Annotated in this window: 12 protein-coding genes; 4 read left to right on the top strand and 8 right to left on the bottom strand. The window is 63.4% G+C overall.

The window, feature by feature from the left end; all coding sequences use genetic code 11:
- Positions 1-14: 14 nt before the first annotated feature.
- The gene (locus ABIB42_RS15040) at positions 15-842 is read left to right on the top strand and encodes a glycosyltransferase family 2 protein (RefSeq protein WP_005665500.1); all 828 of its coding nucleotides are present in this window, start codon (positions 15-17) and stop codon (positions 840-842) included.
- A 34-nt stretch (positions 843-876) separates the two neighbouring features.
- Here ABIB42_RS15040 and dnaE read toward each other — a convergent pair whose 3' ends face one another.
- Entirely contained in the window at positions 877-4,371 is a 3,495-nt protein-coding gene (gene dnaE / locus ABIB42_RS15035) for a DNA polymerase III subunit alpha (RefSeq protein WP_219861197.1), read from the bottom strand.
- A 439-nt stretch (positions 4,372-4,810) separates the two neighbouring features.
- Complete coding sequence (locus tag ABIB42_RS15030; RefSeq protein WP_273035359.1) at positions 4,811-5,467, bottom strand: PEP-CTERM sorting domain-containing protein; 657 nt, start codon at positions 5,465-5,467, stop codon at positions 4,811-4,813.
- 304 nt (positions 5,468-5,771) lie between these two features.
- On the opposite strand from ABIB42_RS15030, the gene ABIB42_RS15025 reads away from it, so the two are divergent.
- Entirely contained in the window at positions 5,772-6,653 is an 882-nt protein-coding gene (locus tag ABIB42_RS15025) for a sulfurtransferase (protein WP_273035357.1), read from the top strand.
- A 13-nt stretch (positions 6,654-6,666) separates the two neighbouring features.
- On the opposite strand, the gene ABIB42_RS15020 is transcribed toward ABIB42_RS15025, so the two are convergent.
- The 6 genes from ABIB42_RS15020 to ABIB42_RS14995 all read right to left on the bottom strand — a co-directional run bounded on the left by ABIB42_RS15020 (position 6,667) and on the right by ABIB42_RS14995 (position 16,270).
- A complete protein-coding gene (locus ABIB42_RS15020) occupies positions 6,667-7,275 on the bottom strand; it encodes a DUF4214 domain-containing protein (RefSeq protein ID WP_071361475.1) in 609 nt (202 codons plus the stop codon).
- 266 nt (positions 7,276-7,541) lie between these two features.
- A complete protein-coding gene (locus ABIB42_RS15015; protein ID WP_071361474.1) occupies positions 7,542-8,894 on the bottom strand; it encodes a TolC family outer membrane protein in 1,353 nt (450 codons plus the stop codon).
- A 3-nt stretch (positions 8,895-8,897) separates the two neighbouring features.
- The gene (locus tag ABIB42_RS15010) at positions 8,898-10,256 is read right to left on the bottom strand and encodes an HlyD family type I secretion periplasmic adaptor subunit (protein WP_071361473.1); all 1,359 of its coding nucleotides are present in this window, start codon (positions 10,254-10,256) and stop codon (positions 8,898-8,900) included.
- On the bottom strand, positions 10,256-12,064 hold the full coding sequence (locus tag ABIB42_RS15005; RefSeq protein ID WP_429248601.1) for a type I secretion system permease/ATPase: 1,809 nt from the start codon (positions 12,062-12,064) through the stop codon (positions 10,256-10,258). The genes ABIB42_RS15010 and ABIB42_RS15005 overlap by 1 nt, the downstream gene beginning before the upstream one ends.
- A 443-nt stretch (positions 12,065-12,507) precedes the next feature.
- Entirely contained in the window at positions 12,508-14,529 is a 2,022-nt protein-coding gene (locus tag ABIB42_RS15000) for a DUF4214 domain-containing protein (RefSeq protein ID WP_429248593.1), read from the bottom strand.
- A 370-nt stretch (positions 14,530-14,899) separates the two neighbouring features.
- The gene (locus tag ABIB42_RS14995; RefSeq protein WP_429248592.1) at positions 14,900-16,270 is read right to left on the bottom strand and encodes a FecR family protein; all 1,371 of its coding nucleotides are present in this window, start codon (positions 16,268-16,270) and stop codon (positions 14,900-14,902) included.
- Between the two features lie 212 nt (positions 16,271-16,482).
- Between ABIB42_RS14995 and ABIB42_RS14990 the strand changes: the two genes are divergently transcribed.
- Complete coding sequence (locus tag ABIB42_RS14990) at positions 16,483-18,402, top strand: CHASE2 domain-containing protein (RefSeq protein WP_429248591.1); 1,920 nt, start codon at positions 16,483-16,485, stop codon at positions 18,400-18,402.
- Positions 18,399-19,667 carry a tetratricopeptide repeat protein gene (locus tag ABIB42_RS14985; protein ID WP_429248590.1) on the top strand — a complete coding sequence of 423 codons (1,269 nt, stop codon included), beginning with the start codon at positions 18,399-18,401 and terminating at the stop codon, positions 19,665-19,667. The genes ABIB42_RS14990 and ABIB42_RS14985 overlap by 4 nt, the downstream gene beginning before the upstream one ends.
- Positions 19,668-19,687: the final 20 nt, after the last annotated feature.

Here is a 19,687-nt window from a genome sequence, read left to right as displayed (position 1 = left end):
AAAATCGGACAGCAATGCAGCAAACACAGACAATTTCGGTCGTGATCACCACGTACAACCGGCCCGACGCCCTGGAGGCGGTGGTGGAAGCCTGTTTTTTACAGGACGACAAGAATTTCGAAATCATTATCGCCGATGACGGCTCGACTGCCAACACGCGGGACTGCATCGAGCGCCTGGCGGCCGGGGCGCCGGTGCCCGTCAGGCACGTGTGGCAGCCGGACGAAGGCTTTCGCGCCGCCATGGCGCGCAACCGCGGCACCCTGGCGGCAACAGGCGACTATATCATCTTCCTGGACGGCGATTGCGTCCCGCAACGCGACTTCATCCGCCGCCACCGCGCGCTGGCCCAGCCCGGCTTCCTGGTGTCGGGCAGCCGCATTCTCCTGAGCCAGGGACTGACCGAACGTGCGCTGCGCGAGCACATCGACGTCGCCGGCATGAGCGTGGGCGAACGCCTGCGTCACCGCCTCGCCGGCGACATGAACAAGGTGATCCAGACGATGCTGCGCTGGCCCGACCTCGGCCGCGTGCGGCGCAAGTTCAGCTGGCGCCGCATCAAGAGCTGCAACCTGGCGGTGTGGAAATCGGATCTGGTGAAGGTGAACGGCTTCGACGAGAGCTTCACCGGCTGGGGCCACGAGGATTCGGACCTGGTGGTGCGCCTGTTCCACGCCGGCGTGCTGCGCAAGGACGGCGCGCTGGCCACCGAGGTGCTGCACCTGTGGCACCGCGAGGCGCAGCGCGACCAGGAATCGAGCAACCGCAAGGTGGTGCTGGAGCGGGCCGCGAACGGGACCACTCAGGCCACCATCGGGTTGCGCGAACACCCGCAGTCTTGACGACGGCAGGGTTCAAGGACGCGCCAACACCCGATCAGTATTCGACCGCCACGTCCTTCGCCCCCAGCGTCAGCTCGAGCGCCTGCTTGAGCGTGTCGGATGGCGCCACGCGCCAGTCGTCGCCCAGCTGCATGACGTAGGGAATACCATTCGTCTCCAGCCGCAGGCTGACCGGCATCCCGTCCTGCACCCGGTAGGGCTGCAGCACGTCGGCGATCTTCGCCGGGTCGATCGACGTGCTCAGGTCCATCTCGAGCTTGTGCCCGTACTGGATGCGCGACGCCGCGATGTCGAACACCTTCTCGGCCGTGATGCGCAGGCCGCCGTTGAAGCGGTCTTCGGACACCTTGCCGACCACCAGCAGGAACTCGTCTTCCTTGAGGGCGTGCTTGTTGGCCTCGGCCACCTCGCTGTAGATCGTCACCTCGTGCACCGCGGTCTTGTCGTCCAGCGCCACGATCAGGATCTTGCCGCGCTGGGTCATCTGGGTGCGCACGCCGGTGATCACGCCGCACATCATGCGCGGGTCGCGCGACGGCTCCAGGTCCTTCAGCTTGGTCTTGGCGAAGCGCCGCACCTCTTGCGCGTACGAATCGAACATATGGCCCGACAGGTAGTAGCCGAGCGCGATCTTTTCTTCGGACAGCTTCTGGCGGTCGGTCCAGGGCGTGGCCTTGACGTACTCGGGCGGCGCCACGAGGTCGGAATCGTCGCCGCCGAACAGGCTGACCTGGTTGGCCGCCGCCGCCGCCTGGCCGGCCGCTTCCATCGCGAACGCCACCGACGCCAGCAACACGGCGCGGTCGACGCCGAAGGCGTCCATCGCTCCGGCGCGGATCAGGGACTCGATGGTGCGGCGGTTGATCTGCTTGCGGTCGACCCGCTTGCAGAAATCGAACAGGTCCTTGAACTTGCCGCCCTCCTTGCGCGCGGCGATGATGGCTTCGATCGCGCCCTGCCCCGCGCCTTTCACGCCGCCCAGGCCGTAGCGGATATTGGTCACCTGCTTGCCGGTCTTCGACCTCGGCTCGCCTTCCGGCGTGAAGCGGAACTGCGATTCGTTGACGTCCGGCGGCAGGATCACGAGCTTGCAGACTTCTTTCGCGTCCTCGACCAGGATCTTGATCTTCTCGGTGTCTTCCATCGCCAGCGACATGTTGGCTGCCATGAACGCGGCGGTATGGTGCACCTTCAGGTAGGCGGTGTGGTACGACAGCAGCGCATAGGCGGCCGCGTGCGACTTGTTGAAGCCGTAGCCCGCGAACTTTTCCATCAGGTCGAAGATCTCGTCGGCCTTTTCGGTCGACAGGCCGTCCTTGGCGGCGCCGGCGCGGAAGATCTCGCGGTGCTCGGCCATCTCTTCGGCCTTCTTCTTGCCCATCGCGCGGCGCAGCATGTCGGCGCCGCCCAGCGAGTAGCCGCCCACGATCTGCGCCATCTGCATCACCTGCTCCTGGTAGACCATGATGCCGTAGGTCTCGGACAGGATCGACTCGGTGCGCGGGTCGGGATAGTCGAACTTCTCGCCGTGCTTGCGCTTGCAGAAGTCGGGAATCAGGTCCATCGGACCCGGACGGTACAGCGCCACCAGCGCGATGATGTCCTCGAAGCGGTCGGGACGCGCGTCCTTCAGCATGCCCTGCATGCCGCGCGATTCCAGCTGGAAGATCGCGACCGTCTTGGCCTCGGACAGCAGCTTGTACGACGCGCGGTCGTCCAGCGGCAGGGCGGCCAGGTCGAAATCCGCCTCGGCCGGGTCGAGATCCTTGATGTAGTTGACGGCGCGGTCGAGGATGGTGAGCGTGGTCAGGCCCAGGAAGTCGAACTTGACCAGGCCCACGGCCTCCACGTCGTCCTTGTCGTACTGCGAGACCACGCCGGCGTCGCCGCCCTGGGTGTACAGCGGGCAGAAGTCGGTGAGCTTGCCCGGCGCGATCAGGACGCCCCCGGCGTGCATGCCGATGCCGCGCGTGATGCCCTCGACCTGCTGCGCGAGGTCGAGCAGCTGCTTCACTTCTTCCTCGTTCTCGAGACGCTCCTTGAGCAGCGGCTCTTCTTCGATCGCCTCGGCGATCGAAACTGGCTTACCCGGCTTGAACGGGATCAGCTTGGAGATGCCGTCGCAGAAGTTGTAGCCGAAGTCGAGCACGCGGCCGACGTCGCGGATCGCGCCCTTGGCCGCCATGGTGCCGAAGGTGGCGATCTGCGACACCGCGTCGCGGCCGTACAGGTCCTTCACGTGCTGGATCACCAGTTCGCGCTTTTCCTGGCAGAAGTCGATGTCGAAGTCGGGCATCGAGACGCGCTCGGGGTTCAGGAAACGCTCGAACAGCAGGTTGTACTTCAGCGGATCGAGGTCGGTGATCTTGAGCGCGTAGGCGACCAGCGAACCCGCGCCCGAGCCGCGGCCCGGGCCGATCGGCACGCCGTTGTTCTTGCCCCACTGGATGAACTCCGCCACGATCAGGAAGTAGCCCGGGAACTTCATCTTGATGATGGTGTTGTTCTCGAACTCCAGGCGCGCCTCGTAGCGCGGCCGTTCCTGCTCGCGCTTGGCCGGGTCGGGATACAGCTGGACCAGGCGCTCCTCGAGGCCTTTTTTCGTTTCCGCGACCAGGAATTCGTCGATCGTCATGCCCGGGGTCGGGAAGTTCGGCAGCTGCGGCTTGCCCAGGGTGAGCGTGACGTTGCAGCGCTTGGCGATTTCGACCGAGTTGGCCAGCGCGCCCGGCAAGTCCTTGAACAATTCAAGCATCTCGGCCTGCGACTTGAAGCACATGTTCTCGTTGAAGCGGCGCACGCGCTTGGCGTTGGCCAGCATCTCGCCTTCGGCGATGCAGACGCGCGCCTCGTGGGCGATGAACTCGCTCTTGTCCAGGAACTGCACCGGGTGCGTGGCCACCACCGGCAGCCCCAGGCGGCCGGCCAGCGCCACCGAGTGGCGCACCTGCTGTTCCTGGTTCGGCTGGCCGGCGCGCTGGATCTCGATATAGAAGTGGCCCGGGAAGATGCGCGCCCAGCGCTGGGCATTCGCCTCGGCCTTCGGCAAATCGCCGTTCTCGATCGCCTGGCCGACGTCGCCGAAATGGGCGCCCGACAGCACGATCAGGGCGTTGGCCTGGGGCTCGTCGGGATGCAGGGTCGAGACGGATGTGGCCAGCGCCTCCAGCCACTCGGTGCGGATCTCGGCGCGGCCCTTGTGCTGGTTGGTGAGCCAGGCGCGCGCCAGCAGGTCGCACAGCTGCAGGTAGCCGGTATGGTTCTTGGCCAGGATCAGCAGGCGGTGCGGCTTGTCGCGGTTGTCGTCGTTGGTGATCCAGGCGTCGACCCCGACGATCGGCTTGATGCCCTTGCCGCGCGCGGCCTTGTAGAAACGCACCAGGCAAAAGGTGTTGGCCAGGTCGGTCACGGCCAGCGCCGGCTGGTTGTCCTTGACGGCCGCCTTGACCAGGTCGTCGATGCGGACCAGGCCGTCGACGATGGAGTATTCGGAGTGGACGCGCAGGTGGGTGAAAGTCGGGGAAGTCATCCGGGTATTTTACCGCGAGCCGGACAACCTGATGAAGGCGGAATATGGGTGTGGTGCGACCAAGGCCGACAATCCAGCGCACCCGGAAACGGCGAGAGGTAGTCGTTCTTCGGCCTGCCGACTGCACGCGCAAGAGCGTCGCCAGAGGCGCCAGCCAGGTGACACGCTACGATCAGGCTGCGGTCGAACCAATCACCACGATATCGTCCATACAGCTGACCGTGCCATCGGGTCGAACAGCATCATGCCACCCGCATCGGTGTCGGTTCGCCGGTACGCTCGCTTATACGACCTCGACGACGGCCAGCAGGCCACCGCTGTCCAGCGACCATATCTTGCAACGCCGCCAGGAAAGTCCGCCTGGCATTGGCGCTTGCACTGTGAGCACCCGAAAAGCCGCTGCCGAAGCAGCGGTTTTATCGACACCGGCTCCTTCGGATCAGGCGCGCTTGCGGCGGATGAAACTCAGGCCGGCCAGGGCGAGGCCCATCAGCGCAACGCTGCCCGGCTCCGGGACTTCGGCCGGGTTGACGTTCAGCGTCAGGCCGTTGTCGACATTGGCGGTGCGAATGCCAATGGTGTCGAACGACTTGAGGCTGGACTTTTCGGTGGCCGAAGCGTCGGCGCCGGTCAGCGTTTGCATCTCGGTTGCAGTCGGGTTCAGCCACAGGTCGAAGCGGTCATAAAAGCCGTTCGCAGTGCTTTTGTAGAGATGTGCGAAAAGGTGATAGGTCTCGCCTTCCTTCAGGTCGCTGCCTGCGATGAAATGACCACCGGTTCCTTGCGTACGCACGAAAAGATCGTCGGTGCAGGTGCCTTGTTCGTTGCAGTTGGCCTTGAATCCGAAATTCGGGCCTTCATAGTTCTTGGCGACGCCTGCATTGCCGAACCATACACCGAGGAAATCGTTGTTCTGCACCTTGCCGTTGAAGCTGAACGTGAAGTCCAGGATGTAGCTGCCGGTTTGCGCTTGGTCGAAGCTGTAAGTGTAGATATCGTTGGCGTTGGTGCTGAACGATTTCGAAGGCAGAATTTGCGCAGCCGATGCGAAGCCGGTCGCGAGTGCCAGAGTGATGAAGGCAAATTTACGAATCATTGTTTATCCCTAGTTATGGTAATTAAAAACAGAACATGATCCATAAAGCAATTAAGATGCCAGCAATGCATTAGTGTTAATAATCAACAAGTTAATTGATTTTTCGCAATGCCGGATTGTATTTACTGTAAGATTTTTCGACATAAGAGTGCTCCCTCGCGCTTCCTGACGCTTCTTCATGAATGACCAGCGGGAACGAGCGGCGCAGCTCCGTCGCAAATCGGGAGCGCCATGTGGTCGGGCACGCTTGCTGACTTATAATATCGCCCTGTCTTTCCAACCGCCTTTGCAAGGCTCATCGACCATGTCCTCCCAAAACCAGTACGTCAATATCGCCGCCTATAAATTCATCACGCTCGACAACCTGGAGGAATTGCGCCCGCAATACCAGGCCCTGTGCAACGAGCTTGGCTTGAAGGGGACCGTGCTGCTGACGCCGGAAGGCATCAATATGTTCCTGTCGGGCACGCGCGAGCACATCGACCAGTACCTGGCCTGGGTGCGCAGCGACGAGCGCCTGGCCGACCTGGAATGGAAAGAAAGCCTGTCGGGCGAACAATCCCACAAGCGCATGCTGGTGAAGATCAAGAAAGAAATCATCACCATGCGCATGCCGCTGATCAAGCCGGAACTGGGCCGCGCACCGGCGGTCGACGCCAGGACGCTCAAGCGCTGGCTCGACCAGGGCCATGACGACGACGGCGTCGAAGTCGTCATGATGGAAACCCGTAACGCCTTCGAGGTCGACGTGGGCACCTTCGACAACACGCTCGACTACCGCATCGATAAATTCACCGAATTCCCGGCCGTCGCGGCCGAGCACAAGGATGAGCTGAACGGCAAGACCGTGGTCACCTTCTGCACCGGCGGCATCCGCTGCGAGAAGGCCGCAATCCACATGAAGGACATCGGCTACGACCGCGTGTACCAGCTCGAGGGTGGCATCCTGAAGTATTTCGAGGAAGTCGGCGGCGACCATTACACGGGCGACTGCTTCGTGTTCGATTACCGCACCGCCCTCAATCCAAAGCTGGAACCGACCGAGACCGCGCAGTGCTTCGCCTGCCGCGCCGTGGTGACGCCGCGCCAGCAGCTGTCGCCGAGCTATGTCGTGGGCGTGTCGTGCCCGCATTGCGCGGGCGAGACCAAGACGGGCGCGCCAGTCGCCGGCCACGCGGCGGCCTGACCCGCCCGATGCGTCAGGCGCCCGGCAGCGGCTCCGCCGCCGGCGCCACGCCGACCAGCGCGATGCCTTCGGCGCTGGCGCCATGGGCATCGACGATGCGCTCGATCCAGGCGTCCACCACGTCCGGTTTCAGCGCGTCGGCGGCGCTGCCCAGGTCGGTAATCGTGGCCAGGAATTCCATCGAAATATCATTCGCGGCATCGCCCGTGTAGGCGGCGATCTCGTCGGGTTCGTCCACGCGCGCGGTGAACAGGCTCGCGGCGGCCACCTTGCCGTTGAAGGCGACGCTGTCGCTGCCATTGGCGGCTTCGGAAATATCCTTCACCACGTCATCGATCGAGATGACGCCGCGGTCCATCAGGTCGGTCCAGTAATTCACGCCGGCTTCCTCGCCCGCGCGGCCGAACAGGTTCTGGTAGACCTCGGCGACGATGGCGCGGTTATCCAGCCCGGCGTAGGTGTCGCGGTATTCCTGCGATGCGGCGAACGAGGCCGAGACGTCGGCCATGCCAATGGAATTCGCGTCGAGCGCGTCGGTCCAGTAATCCATGCCGTTCGGATCGGCTGGACGGCCGAAGTAGGCCACATAGAGTTTTTGAACTTCGATTGCATCAACTGCCATTGCTACCTCCGTTATTGAATGGATAATTGATATTAATCCAATCCGCATAACGGCGGCGTCTGGTTGATGGCGGGATGAAATCTTTTAACGGAAATTGCCATCCAGATAGGCCTGGTTGACCGCAGATAAAGGCGCTGTCACCGTTATCTGTTGATGACCCCGAATGCAATACGCAGCAATTGCTCGACAGAAGTAACTCGCCCGCCATCGAGCGCCCACTGCCAGCCCAGATAGATGAAGGGGGTGCAAGTGCCCCCCTTTTCGGATCAGCGGAAGAAGGCGCCGATCTCGCGGATGGCGTCCGGCGCCAGCGTGCCGGACGCCGCGCGCAGGCGCATCAGGCCCACCAGGTAGGAATAGCGGGCCTGGGCCAGGTCGCGCTGGCTGGTGAACAAGGTCTGCTGGGCGGTGAGCAGGTCGAGGTTGATGCGCACCCCACCCTTGATGCTCTGCTCGGTGGCCTTCATGAGCTCCTTGCTGGAGTCCACGGCCTTGACCAGGGCGTCGATCTTGCGCCCACTGCTCATCACCAGGTCGTGGGCGCGGCGCAGCTCGAGCAGGGTTTCGTTGGTGCGCGCGTCCAGTTCGGCCTGCGCGCGGCCATAGGTGGCTGCGGCCTGGCGCGTCTGGGCGTTGATGGCGCCGCCCGAATAGATCGGGATGTTGACCTGGATGCCGAGCGAGCGGTTGGTCGACTCCGTGCCGCGCAGGTTCAGGGTTTCGCTGTCGTTCTTGCTGTAGGCGGCGACGAAGTCCACCCGCGGCAAGTGGCCGGCGCGGTTGCGGTTGATGTCCAGGCGCGCATTTTCCACGCCCAGGCGGGTCGCCGCCAGCGTGTTGTTGCGCTCCAGTGCCAGCTTGCGCCACTCCTCGAAACCGGCCACGTCGAGCGTCACCGGACGGAAATTCGGGCCGAGCTGGTCGAGCGTGCCCGGGTCCATGCCGATCACGCCGGCCAGGGTGTTGCGCACCGCGACCACGTGATCCTGGGCCTCGACCAGCTGAGCCTCGGCGAGGTCGAGCCGGGCCTGGGTTTCCAGCGAATCGGTCTTGGTGCCCTCGCCTTTTTGGAACAGGAAGTCATTGACCTTCTGCTGCTCGGCATACATATCGCGCTGCACGCGCGCCAGCGCCAGCTGGTCTTCGGCGAACAAGGCGTCCATATAGGCGCTCACCACGCGCACCGACACCTCGTCGACCCCGGCCTCATAGGCTTGTTCGGCCTGGTCGCTCTGCACCTTACCCTGGCGATAGCGCTGAACAGCGTCCATATTGAACAGCGGCTGGCGAAGCTGAACCACCGACGACCGGCTGAAATACCTCGGATGCTGCAGCACAGGACGACCTAACTGATCGTACTGCAACTGGTCGGTAATGTTGCGGTTCACCGAATGGCTGGCCGACACCTGGGGCAACAACTGCGCGCGCCCCAGGATGCGGTTTTCCTTGCCGCTCTCGTTCTCGTAGTAGCGCATGCGGAAGGTCGGGTCGTTCTTGAGCGCGGCCTGGTAGGCCTCTTCCAGCGTGACCGCGCCGGCGCTGCCCGCGCCGCAGAAACCGGCGACGAGCAGCGCGCCCGCCGCCAGGCCGCGCAAACGGAATGCGTGTGTGCGCGCCATCGCTTACTCCTCGCTCAGCGCCGAGTGGGCGCGGTCCATGATCGGCTTGAGCAGGTAGCTCATCATCGTGCGCTCGCCGGTCTTGACGAACAGCTCGACCGGCATGCCGGAGCGGATGTCCATATTGTGCGCGGCGACCTTCTTCTGGCCTTCCGGCGTCACTTTCACGTGCACCTTGTAGTACGGCGCGCCGGTCTTTTCGTCGACGCTGCGGTCGGCCGAGATGTACAGCACTTCGCCGTCGATGTGCGGGGTCTTGTTGGTGTTGAAGGCCGAGAAGATCAGCTCCACCGGCAGGCCCGGATGAACCTTGTCCACCAGGTTCGTCGCCAGCTGGCCGTCGACGATCAGCGGGGCGTTGCTCGGGACGATGTCCATCATCTTGAAGCCGGACGGCACCACGCCGCCGTTGGTGAACACCGCCAGGCCAACCACCACGCCGTCGGCAGGCGACCTCACTTCGACGTTCGACAGCTCGAAGCGCTGCCCCTGCAGGCGCGCGCCCTGGGCATCGGCCTCGCGCTGGAAATCCGCCAGCTGGGTGCGCACTTCCTTCTGGTAGTCCTGCGCGCGCTGGGCGCGGCGCATCGTCAGCTCGATCACCTGGCGCTGCGAGCGGCCGATGTTGCCGATGTCTTCCGAGATGGCGCCGCCCAACTGGGCATAAGTGCGCTCGAGGTCGAGCAGGCGATTGCGGGCGACGTAGCCTTCCTTGGCCAGGTCGCGCATGCCGCCCAGCTGCTCCTTCAGGAACTCGACCTGCTCCTTCTTGCTGTCGCGCGATTCCTGCAGGCCGCTGATCTGCACCTTGAGGCCTTCGATGCTGGCGTCGATGCCGGCCAGTTCATTTTGCAGCGAGCTCTGGCGCGCCATCAACAGCTGGTTTTGCGTGCTCATCAGTTCAGCGACACGCGGTTCGGCGCGGCGCTTTTCCATCTCTTCCGGGAACTTGATCGCCCGGGCGCCGTCGCGTTCCGCCGTCAGGCGGGCGACGTTGGCCAGCGCCGACAGGTACTGGGCGTCGGTGACCTCCACCGCCGAACGGGCCGTGATCGGATTCATGCGCACCAGCACCTGGCCCTTCTTGACCACGTCGCCATCGCGCACCAGCAGCTCCTGGACGGTGCCGCCGGCCTGGTGCTGCACGGCCTGGCGGTTCGATTCGGTGGCCACGGTGCCGGACAGCGGCACGCCCTTGTCGAGCGGCGCCAGCAGCGCCCACAGCAGGAAGCCGCCGAAGCCGAACAGCACGACAAACCAGCCGATGCGGCTGAAGGCGCGCGCATCGGTCTGCACTTCGAGCGGCGTCACGTCGTGCGTGATCACTTCCGCCGCGTCTTTCTCTTTCTTTACCAACTTCATCAGTTCGTTTCTCCAGTAGCTGGCGTGGTAGTGGCGGCAGGTGCTGCCGGCGCTCCGGGCCCGGCGACGCGAGGCTGCGCCGTTTTCGCGGCTTCTGCCGCCCGCGCTGCTTCCAGCGCCTTCTTGTTGGCGTCCTGAATCGCTGCCATCACCTGCTGGGTCGGGCCGAAGGCCTGGACCGAGCCATCCTTCATGACCAGCAGCTTGTTGGTGGCGCCCAGGATGGTCGAACGGTGCGTGATCAGGATGATGGTCTTGCCGCGCTTGCGCAGGTCCATCACGGCATTGACCAGGCCCTGCTCGCCGACGTCGTCCAGGTTCGAGTTCGGTTCGTCGAGCACGATCAGCGCCGGGTCGTCGTACATGGCGCGCGCCAGGCCCAGTCGCTGTTTTTGGCCACCGGACAAGCCGCCGCCGCCGTCGGCCAGCGGGGTGTCATAGCCCTTTGGAAGGCGCAGGATCATGTCATGCACACCGGCACGCTTGGCGGCCGTCACCACTTTTTCGGCGTCGACGTCGCCGAAGCGGGCGATGTTCTCGCTGACCGTGCCGCTGAACAGTTCGATATCTTGCGGCAAGTAGCCGATATTTGGGCCGAGTTCAGCCTTGTTCCACTGGTAGATGTCCGCGCCATCCAGGCGCACTTTACCCACCATGGACGGCCAGACACCGACCAGCAGGCGCGCCAGGGTAGACTTGCCCGATCCGCTCGGGCCGATCACCCCAAGCACGTCGCCGGGATTGATGCCGAAATTGAGATTACGGACGATCGGCACATTCACGCCCGGCGGCGCTGCGGTGACGCCTTCGACGGTCAGCGCGCCTTGTGGCTTGGGCAGTTCCATGCCAGCCGGACGCGCCGGGTTGGACTCCAGCAGCTTGGTCAGGCGCTCATGCGCACTGCGGGTGCTGGCCCAGCTCTTCCATACGCCGATCACCTGCTGGACCGGTGCAAGGGTACGGCCCACCAGGATCGACGCGGCGATCATCATGCCCGGCGTGATCTTGTTTTCCAACACCAGCAGTGCGCCGAAGCCCAGCACTAGCGACTGCAATGCAGTCTGGACGAATTTGGTGGCGGCGCCAATGCTGCCGGCCTTTTGGCTCGCATCCGCCTGAAGTGAAAGGAACTTGCCATGGGTCTTGAACCACCGGCCCATGAGGTTCGGCAGCATGCCCATCGACTCGATGACTTCCGCGTTGCGCAGGTTGTTCGTGGCCATGGTGCTGGCCGACACGGCCATCGAATTCGCTTCGGACAGCGGCGCGCGCGTCACGCGTTCGTTGACGATCGCGAGGATCACCTGAATGACGGTGCCACCCAGCGCGAACCAGCCCAATGACGGCTCGAACAGGAAGATGACGAACAGATAGATGGGGAACCAGGGCGCGTCGAAGAATGCGAACAGCGCATTGCCAGTCAGGAACTGGCGCAGGCTGGTCAGGTCGTTCAGGGCCTGGCCGGCATTGCCGCCGGCCTGCTTCAGGTTCTGCTCGAATGCAGCAGTGTAGATCCGCTTGTTGAGCGTCATGTCGAACTTGGCGCCAACGCGCACCAGCACGAAGGAGCGGACCACTTCCAGCGCGCCGATGAACAGATACGCGCCCAGCATGAGCAGCGTCAGCATCAGCAGCGTGATTTCGTTCCGGCTGGCCAGCACGCGATCGTACACCTGCAGCATGTAGATGGACGGCGTGAGCATCAGTATGTTGATGATCGCACTGAACACCCCGATGGTGATGAACGTGCTTTTGAACCCGAGTAAGGCGCGTTGGATCTCGTTTTTTTCGTCTAGCAGTTTTTTCATGGGCTGTGATCTGGAATGCAGAACAGTATCGAGCGGAACTCGGACTGGCCCCACAAGTTGCCGAAACACAAGCAAATTGCTCAGCACGCGTATTATGACCTAAAACAAACGGAAGATGTGATCCTCGTCACAAATAATTGTCATGATAATCATTGTTTAGTGGCTCGTGATCCACAGCCTTTCATCGATGGGGATAGGGTTGCCTTACCACCCTCTGGCTCGCACCGGCGCCCACCACATCCAGTGGCCTCGTCCCCACGCCGCACCGGGTTCGGCACGTGGATCGTCATGGCAGGCTTGCAAGCTACGTTCCAGGGCATCTCGTCAACAGAAGACTTTCAGGTCCGAATAGATGCGCTCCGCCGGACGCACTACGAAAAAAACCCGCCACCTTGCGGTGGCGGGTTTGGCTCTATCGCTCGTCCGCTAATGCGGACACAGCATTAGGCGGTTGGTGCGCGCAGCGAGATGATGCCGTCGACGAATTGCAGGTCTTCTGCTTGCACGCCGGTCAGGGTGATGATTTGCTCAGCAACTGCTGCGTTGTCCGAACCGTAGACTTCGGTTTCCAGACGAACCTGGACGCCGCCGGTGCTATTGTTGATGAAGAACACTTCCAGTACCGAGTTGTCGCCAGCGGTGATCGCGCCGGTGTTCAGGGTGTACTCGGTGCCGATGTACAGCGAATCGCTGCCAACACGGCCGAAGCTGCTGATGTTGGTGGTCATCGAATCGCCAACGACGAAGATGTCCGAACCAGCGGTGCCAGCGGCGTTCAGGGTCGCGCCTGCAGTCACTTCATCCAGAACGACTGGAGGACGGAAGCCATTGGTGCTGAACGCGGCACGCGCATCGGCAACTGCCTCGTTCAGGCTGGTCAGCTCATCGTAGTTAGCCTGAGCAACTTCCAGAGCAGCAACTGCTTCAGCCAGATCTTCGATGTCGCCTTCCAGGCCTGCAACGACACCAGCTTGAGCGATGACTGCGCTCGACAGCGGGTTATTCGCTGCGGTTTCGTTCGCGTTCATGTACGCGGTCAGCGCATTTTCGAAGGCCAGCAGATCAGCTGGGGTACCCGATTCTTCCAGGATTGCGCGCTGGTTCAGAATCTGCGCAGCGGTTGGCATGTCATCGACGATGGCGCCGACATCAGCTTCATTCAGTTCTGCGACCAGTGCGGTCAGCGCGTTGGTTTCGGTTGCGGTACCTTCGTCCAGCAGGTTCACTTCCAGTTGCGCCGCGAACTGCGCTTCAACTGCTGCAGTCTGGTCAGCCAGGGCTTCCTGGTAAGCGACGATATCGGTCAGCAGCTGGTTTGCAGCGGTGCGCTGAGCGGCGGTCAGGCCGGTAGCCAGTTGCAGTGCGCCGGTAGTCGGGTTTTCCACGATGAAGCCAGCGACGGTACCATCGGCATTAACGGTCACGCTGCCAGCAGTTGCGCCGGTACGCACTTCGAATGCAGCGACAGCAGCGGTCTGGATTGCCAGCGCTTCATCTTCGGCACTGTTAGCGGCTTCGACAGCGGTCGTAGCCGTTTCCAGCGAAGCGACAGCGGCGCTCAGGCCAACCACTTCGTCCACGTCAGCCTGGTCTTCTGCCAGAGCGGTCTGAGCTGCGGTCAGCTGGGTGTTCAGGGCAGCGGTACGGTCTGCGATCAGAGCAGCGCGCACGGTTGGCGAAGCGGTTGCGAAGTCGATGGTGCCACCGATTTCAGCGTCAACATCGAAGATGGCGCCATTCGTGCCAACGGTTGGGGTAGCACCTGCAACACCGTCCGTGCCGTACAGCGCTTCGAAGACGTCCGAAGCTTCGGTGTCGGTGTCTTCGTCATCGTCCAGATCCAGCGAGGCCAGGAAGTCGGTCACGGCGCCGTTAGCTGCGTCCAGAGCCGCCAAGCCCGAGACCAGGGTGAACGGGGTGCCAGCATTGACAACAGCAGCGACAGTTGCGTTCAGAGCGGCTGGAGCGATTGCGGCCGACAGGGTTGCATCGGTGGTCACACCGGTGATGAAGGCTTTCGCCAGAGCCAGCGCTGCAGGACCGGCATAGCCGTTTTGCTCAGCGGTGGTGTCCAGGGCATTGGTGAACGCGGTTGCGGCGGCAACTTTGTTTTCAACGGCTTCGGCGTCGGTGGTCAGTGCAGCGGCAGCAACTTCAGCGACGATGGTGTTGACGCCGATGGTACCAGCGTTCAGCAGGCCGACCCAGTAATCACGACCAGCCGTATCAGCAGCGCGGCCGAACAGGTTCAGGTAGATCTGGTTGACGATCTGGGTATTGTTCATGCCAGCGAAGGCGGCGGTGTACTCAGGCGAAGCAGCGAAGGTTGCCGACACAGCAGTGGTCGAGCCTTGGGCTTCGACGATGTTGGTCCAGTAGTCCAGGCCAGCTGCGTCAGCTGGACGGCCAAAGTAAGCGACGTACAGCTCTTGAACTGCTGCGACGTGGGTAGCGACGATTGCCATGTATTACTCCAATAAAATAGATCGATCGATCGAAATGTTGATTCAATATTGCAAGAGCACCTAGCACCCTTGAAGCCCAACGGACCGCATCATGACAGAAGCGGACTCATGTGTTGTGTGATGGCCGTCACATAACCGACAAACTATCCTGAAAAATTTACAAAATTTGGACAATTTCCTGAGGTGTAGCTTGATTTTAATGAAATTCTCTAACATTCTCACTTACATCAAATCAATTTTTACTCTTGGTTATGCGCTGGATCGCTTACATCTTGAAACATTTCGACGCTTAATCGAATTGCCCATTCAAATATGGATGACATAAAAAACCCCAGAATCTCCGGGGTTTTGTCGACTCATGCGGTGCAGATTAGCGCCAGGTTGCTCCACCATTTACCGTCCTACGATCATCGAGACGCCCATCGAAAATTGTCGCTGCAGTACGCGAAGGCCCGCGCTCGTTGGTGATCAATCCCTGGATATTCAGATAGCCCACACGGCCGTCAGCGGTGCTGTACAAGCGCCCATCGGCGGATATGCTGCCCTCGCCGCGTAGCTTGACAGTGTCGCTCCTGGTCACCAGGTCCATACTGGTCGTAAAACTACGTTTTCCGAAGTCAACGTTCAAGGTTCCGTTGGATAAACTTGCTTTGTTCGTGATCGAGTTTCCACTGCCAAATTCAGTAATGACGTAAGCTTCACCAGCGCGCAAACCAAATCCTACGCTGCCACTATTCGGCGTAACATATTCATTGCCAGGCGTACGGTAGAGTGCGAAATAGCCATTTAAAGCGATCAGTTCGCTCTTATTGCCTTGAGTCGAGTAATCAAGCACGGGCGCGGCAGCGCCGACAGGCTGCCAGCGCCCCCAGATCGCCGTGCGCTCAGCCAAGTCCGGCACTCCCACCGGCGGCACGACCGGATCCACCGGAACAGGAACGGGGACGGGAACGGGCGCTGGCGTCTCCGCCGGAGGCGGATTGGCTGGCGTTACTGGCCCGGCATTAACGACTTTCTCAACCGCATCATTAAGGCCAATATTCTTCGCCGCCTCGACATTAACCTTGGGCTGGTCGTTATCTTTCTTGGACAAAGGCTCATCGGGACGCGCTGGCGCGGCCTGTCCCGGTCGCTGCACACTTTCATCCAGCAACTGTGGCGCAGCCTGTCCCCGCGTCACCTGCACCAGTTGCCCACGCTGGGCCGCACTCAACTCGCGGCTGGTCGCGCCTTCGCAAGGCCCTGCCCCATCCGGACGGCAGCCCCCGACAAAACCGCTCACCACCACGCCGCCAGAAAACACGGACACGCGCGAGATATCGTTATCGGTAAATACCGTGAAGTCAGTCCCGCGCACGCCGATTGCCGCAACCGGCGTATTGAAGCGGAAATTCTGGCGCGCGTGCTTGACCGCGTCGCCCGATTTGCTGCGCGCCGTGCCGCTGATCAGCTCGAACTTGACGCGGGTATTGGCCGGGTTCTTTTCGTCGATACGGTAGGTGACGATGCGCGCCTGGGTCTGCGGGCGCAGGATGAACAGGCCGTTGTCGGGCGTTTTCACATAGATATAACCGTCGGCGCCAGTGGAGAGCATCTGCCCTTCCTCGACCTGGCTTCCTTCCACGGCGGGACGGTCGCCGGCCTGCGCGGCCCCGGCAACGAAGACGATCTTGCCCGCATCGGCGGCATGGGCGAACTGTGCGGCGCATGCGAGCGTTGCGATCAACAATAATTTTTGCAAGATGGTTCCCCTTTCTTCTCCACTGTACCGTGCCGTCAAGACAGTGATCTGTGACAACCATCACATTCTAGCGCAAAGGCCCGATCCGACCCATCAGCCAACCTATCAATTACTATTCATGACGTTTCAATAAAAACAATGCAATTGAGCAACCCGAACGCTATACTTGCTCACCTTTTCTGATCGACCGACCTAATATAAGAGCGCAGCGCGTGGCTGAACCGAGAAATCAAGCACGACCCCGGGGACGCTGGGTCATCGCTGCGCTGGCCTTCGTCGTGACCCTGTGGTCGCAATATGGCATTCATGCGCCGTTGTCGCTTTCCGACAACAGCTGGATGCGACTGACGCTCAACCAGGTGTCGTTCCTGCCCAACGAATGGCTGCGCGACGCTTTCCTGCGCCTGCAGGTGAGCGATGCCCCCGAGCCGCGCATCCTGGTGGTCGACATCGACGAAGCCTCGCTGGACGAACTCGGCCCCTGGCCCTGGCCGCGCGAACGCCTGGCCCACCTGGTCGAGATCCTGCTCACCGGCTACGAGGCGCGCGGCGTCGCGCTCGACATCCTGCTGCCGGCGCCGACCGGCACCGAAGGCGACACCCGCCTGGCCCTGCTGGCGGCGCACGGCCCGGTGGTGCCGGCCCAGGCCTTCGACTTCGATTTCGCCGGCAACCGGCCGCAGCCGGTGCTCGACGGCCACCTGGGCGGCGCCGTCAAGGGCTACGCCGGCGGCGTCCCCGCCACCGGCTATATCGGCAACTATCCCGCGCTGGCGGCGGCGCCCCATATCGGCGCGATCGGCTTCATCCCGGATCCCGACGGCGCCCTGCGCCATGTGCCACTGGTGACCCGCTTCGGCGGCCAGGCTTACCCTGCGCTGGGCCTGGCCCTGCTCAACTGCTGCAGCGGCAAGGCGCCGCCGGCGCTGGACGACACCGGCATGATGCGCATTCCCTACGCACGCGACTGGCGCGCCTACACCGTGGTGAGCGCCGCCGATATCCTGGCCCAGCGCATCGTCCCGGCCAGCGCCAGCGGACGCCTGGCGCTGGTCGGCTCGTCCTCGCTCGGCATGGGCGACCGGGTCTCGACCCCGCTCGCCGCCAACCGTCCGGGCCTGGGCGTGCAGGCCACCATCCTGTCGGCCCTGCTCGACCGCCAGGAGGGCAAGCTGCCCGCGCCGTGGCCGGGACGCCTGATCGCCTGCCTGTTCGCCGCCGCCTCGTGCATCGCCTGCACGCTGCTGTTCCCGCGCCTGTCGGCCGCGGCCGGCGTGGTCCTGCTGGGCGCCAGCTCGGCGCTGTGGCTGCTGCTCGCCTGCCTGGCGGCGCCGCACGATCCGGACTTCGCGCCGGTCGGCCCGCTGGCGACCAATCTGTTCCTGCTGGCGGTGGCCGTTCCCTACCAATGGCAACAGGCCCAGCGCCGTTCGCGTCACCTGTTGCAGACGCTGCGCCAATACGTGGCCCCGGCCGTGGTCGAGCAGCTGCTGCGCAGCGAAGAGCAGGACCCGCTGCGTCCGCGCCGGCGCGACGTCACCACCCTGGTGGCCGACATGGAAGGCTATACCAGCCAGGTCGAGACCCTGCCGGTGGAAGAAGCGGCCAGGCTGACGCGCGATTTCCTCGACTGCCTGACCGGCCCCGTGATCGCTCACCGGGGCACGCTCGACAAATATACCGGCGACGGCATGATGGCGTTCTGGGGTGCGCCGCTACCGCTCGACGAGCACGCCGACCTGGCGCTGGACGCCGCCTGCGCCATGCGCCGCCGCGTTGCCGAACTGAGCGCGGCGCGGGTGGCGCAGGGCCACAAGCCGCTGCGGGTGCGCATCGGCATCGAAAGCGGCGCCGCGATGGCGGGCGACTTCGGCACCTCGTTCCGCAGCATCTATACTGCCGTCGGCGACAGCGTCAACACCGCCGCCCGCCTGGAGCAGGTCGCGCGCGATTTTCCGCACGATATGATCATCGGGCCCGGCACGGTCGAGCACAGCCGGCGCCACCGCTTTCTCCCGCTGGGCGAACGCCACTTGCGCGGCAAGGAAAAAGCAACTCCCCTCTATACTCTCGATACCAGCATGAATCCGCAGGCCAGCGCCAATCGCGCCACCATGGAGGGCGCGCCGTGAGCCAGCCGTCCGCCATCATCCGCTCGCTCGTTTGCCTGGCCGTCGCGCTGGCCCCCTGCTGGGGGCTGGCGCAGTCCGCCGCCGCGCCGTCCGCCACGCCGGGCGCGCCGACCGCCGCGGAGCTGCTGTACCAGGAAGCCCTGCAATCGCTGGCCGAGGGCCGCAGGAACGACGCCACCGAGCAGATGGCGCGCCTGATCGGGATGGTGCCGCAGCATGCCGGCGCCTGGCTCGACCTGGCGCTGATCCAGTGCAGCCTGGGCCAGGGCGACGAGGCCGAACGCCTGTTCGCCAACGTCGAAACGCGCTTCAATCCGCGGCGCGAGATCCTGGAACTGATCGCCGAGGCGCGCGACACGGGCTGCGTCAGCTGGACCCCGACCGTCTCGGGCACCGTCAGCCTGACCCGCGGCGTGGACGACAACGTCAACCAGGGCGCCAGCAACTCGTCCTTCGTGGTGGAGGGGCCGGACGGCAGCGTCGAACTGCCGCTGCTGGAAGACTTCCTGCCCAAGCGCGACCAATACACGCAAGTGAGCGCCGACTACGTGCGCGACGTCACCGCCAACGGCACCCTCGGCTTCCTGCAGTTGCAGGGCCGGCGCTACGACCGGCTGCGCGACTACGACACGGCGGCGCTGTATGGCGGCCTGGAATCGGCCTGGCGCCTGAAGACCTGGCTGCTGCGCGCCACCGGCTCGCTCGGCGTCTCGGGCATGGGCGGCCACCTGTACCAGCGCCAGGGCCAGGCCCAGTTGCGGGTGACGCCGCCGTTGCCGCTGCCGGCGCGCACCCAGCTGCACCTGATCGGCGCCGCCACCCGCAACGATTACGCGACGCTGAGCGCCTTCGATTCGAACCTGTTCGAGGGCCGCGTGCTGCTCAGCCATCACCTGGACGGCTTCAGCGCCACCGCCAGCGCCGGCCTGATGTCCGACCGGGCGCTGGGCGACCGCCCGGGCGGCAACCGCCACGGCAATTACCTGAGCCTGAACCTGCGCCAGCCGATCGCCTGGGGCCTGACCGGCGAACTCGCCTGGACGCGCCAGACCTGGGACAGCGCCAGCCCTTATTCGCCCGAGCTGCTGATCGACCAGGTGCGCGCCCAGCGCACCCAGGTGGCGCGCGCCTCGCTGACTTACCGGATAGGCAAGCAGCAGAGCGTCGTGCTGGAAGCACGCGCGGTGCGCAACCGCGAGAACATCTCGATCTTTCAGTACAATAACCGCCAGCTGCAGCTGAGTTGGCAGTGGCATACTCAGTGATCCAGGCGGTACAATCGCTG

Origin of the sequence: Massilia sp. UYP32 (genome assembly GCF_050434365.1) — a bacterium.
GTDB lineage: Bacteria > Pseudomonadota > Gammaproteobacteria > Burkholderiales > Burkholderiaceae_D > Telluria > Telluria timonae.
Note: the sequence above shows the minus strand (reverse complement) of the source record. Positions and strands in the feature narration are given on the sequence as shown.

Coding starts and splice junctions, on each gene's coding strand:
- ABIB42_RS15040 (WP_005665500.1), top strand. CDS start 15: ATGCAGCAAACACAGACAATTTCGGTCGTGATCACCACGTACAACCGG.
- dnaE (WP_219861197.1), bottom strand. CDS start 4,371: ATGACTTCCCCGACTTTCACCCACCTGCGCGTCCACTCCGAATACTCC.
- ABIB42_RS15030 (WP_273035359.1), bottom strand. CDS start 5,467: ATGATTCGTAAATTTGCCTTCATCACTCTGGCACTCGCGACCGGCTTC.
- ABIB42_RS15025 (WP_273035357.1), top strand. CDS start 5,772: ATGTCCTCCCAAAACCAGTACGTCAATATCGCCGCCTATAAATTCATC.
- ABIB42_RS15020 (WP_071361475.1), bottom strand. CDS start 7,275: ATGGCAGTTGATGCAATCGAAGTTCAAAAACTCTATGTGGCCTACTTC.
- ABIB42_RS15015 (WP_071361474.1), bottom strand. CDS start 8,894: ATGGCGCGCACACACGCATTCCGTTTGCGCGGCCTGGCGGCGGGCGCG.
- ABIB42_RS15010 (WP_071361473.1), bottom strand. CDS start 10,256: ATGAAGTTGGTAAAGAAAGAGAAAGACGCGGCGGAAGTGATCACGCAC.
- ABIB42_RS15005 (WP_429248601.1), bottom strand. CDS start 12,064: ATGAAAAAACTGCTAGACGAAAAAAACGAGATCCAACGCGCCTTACTC.
- ABIB42_RS15000 (WP_429248593.1), bottom strand. CDS start 14,529: ATGGCAATCGTCGCTACCCACGTCGCAGCAGTTCAAGAGCTGTACGTC.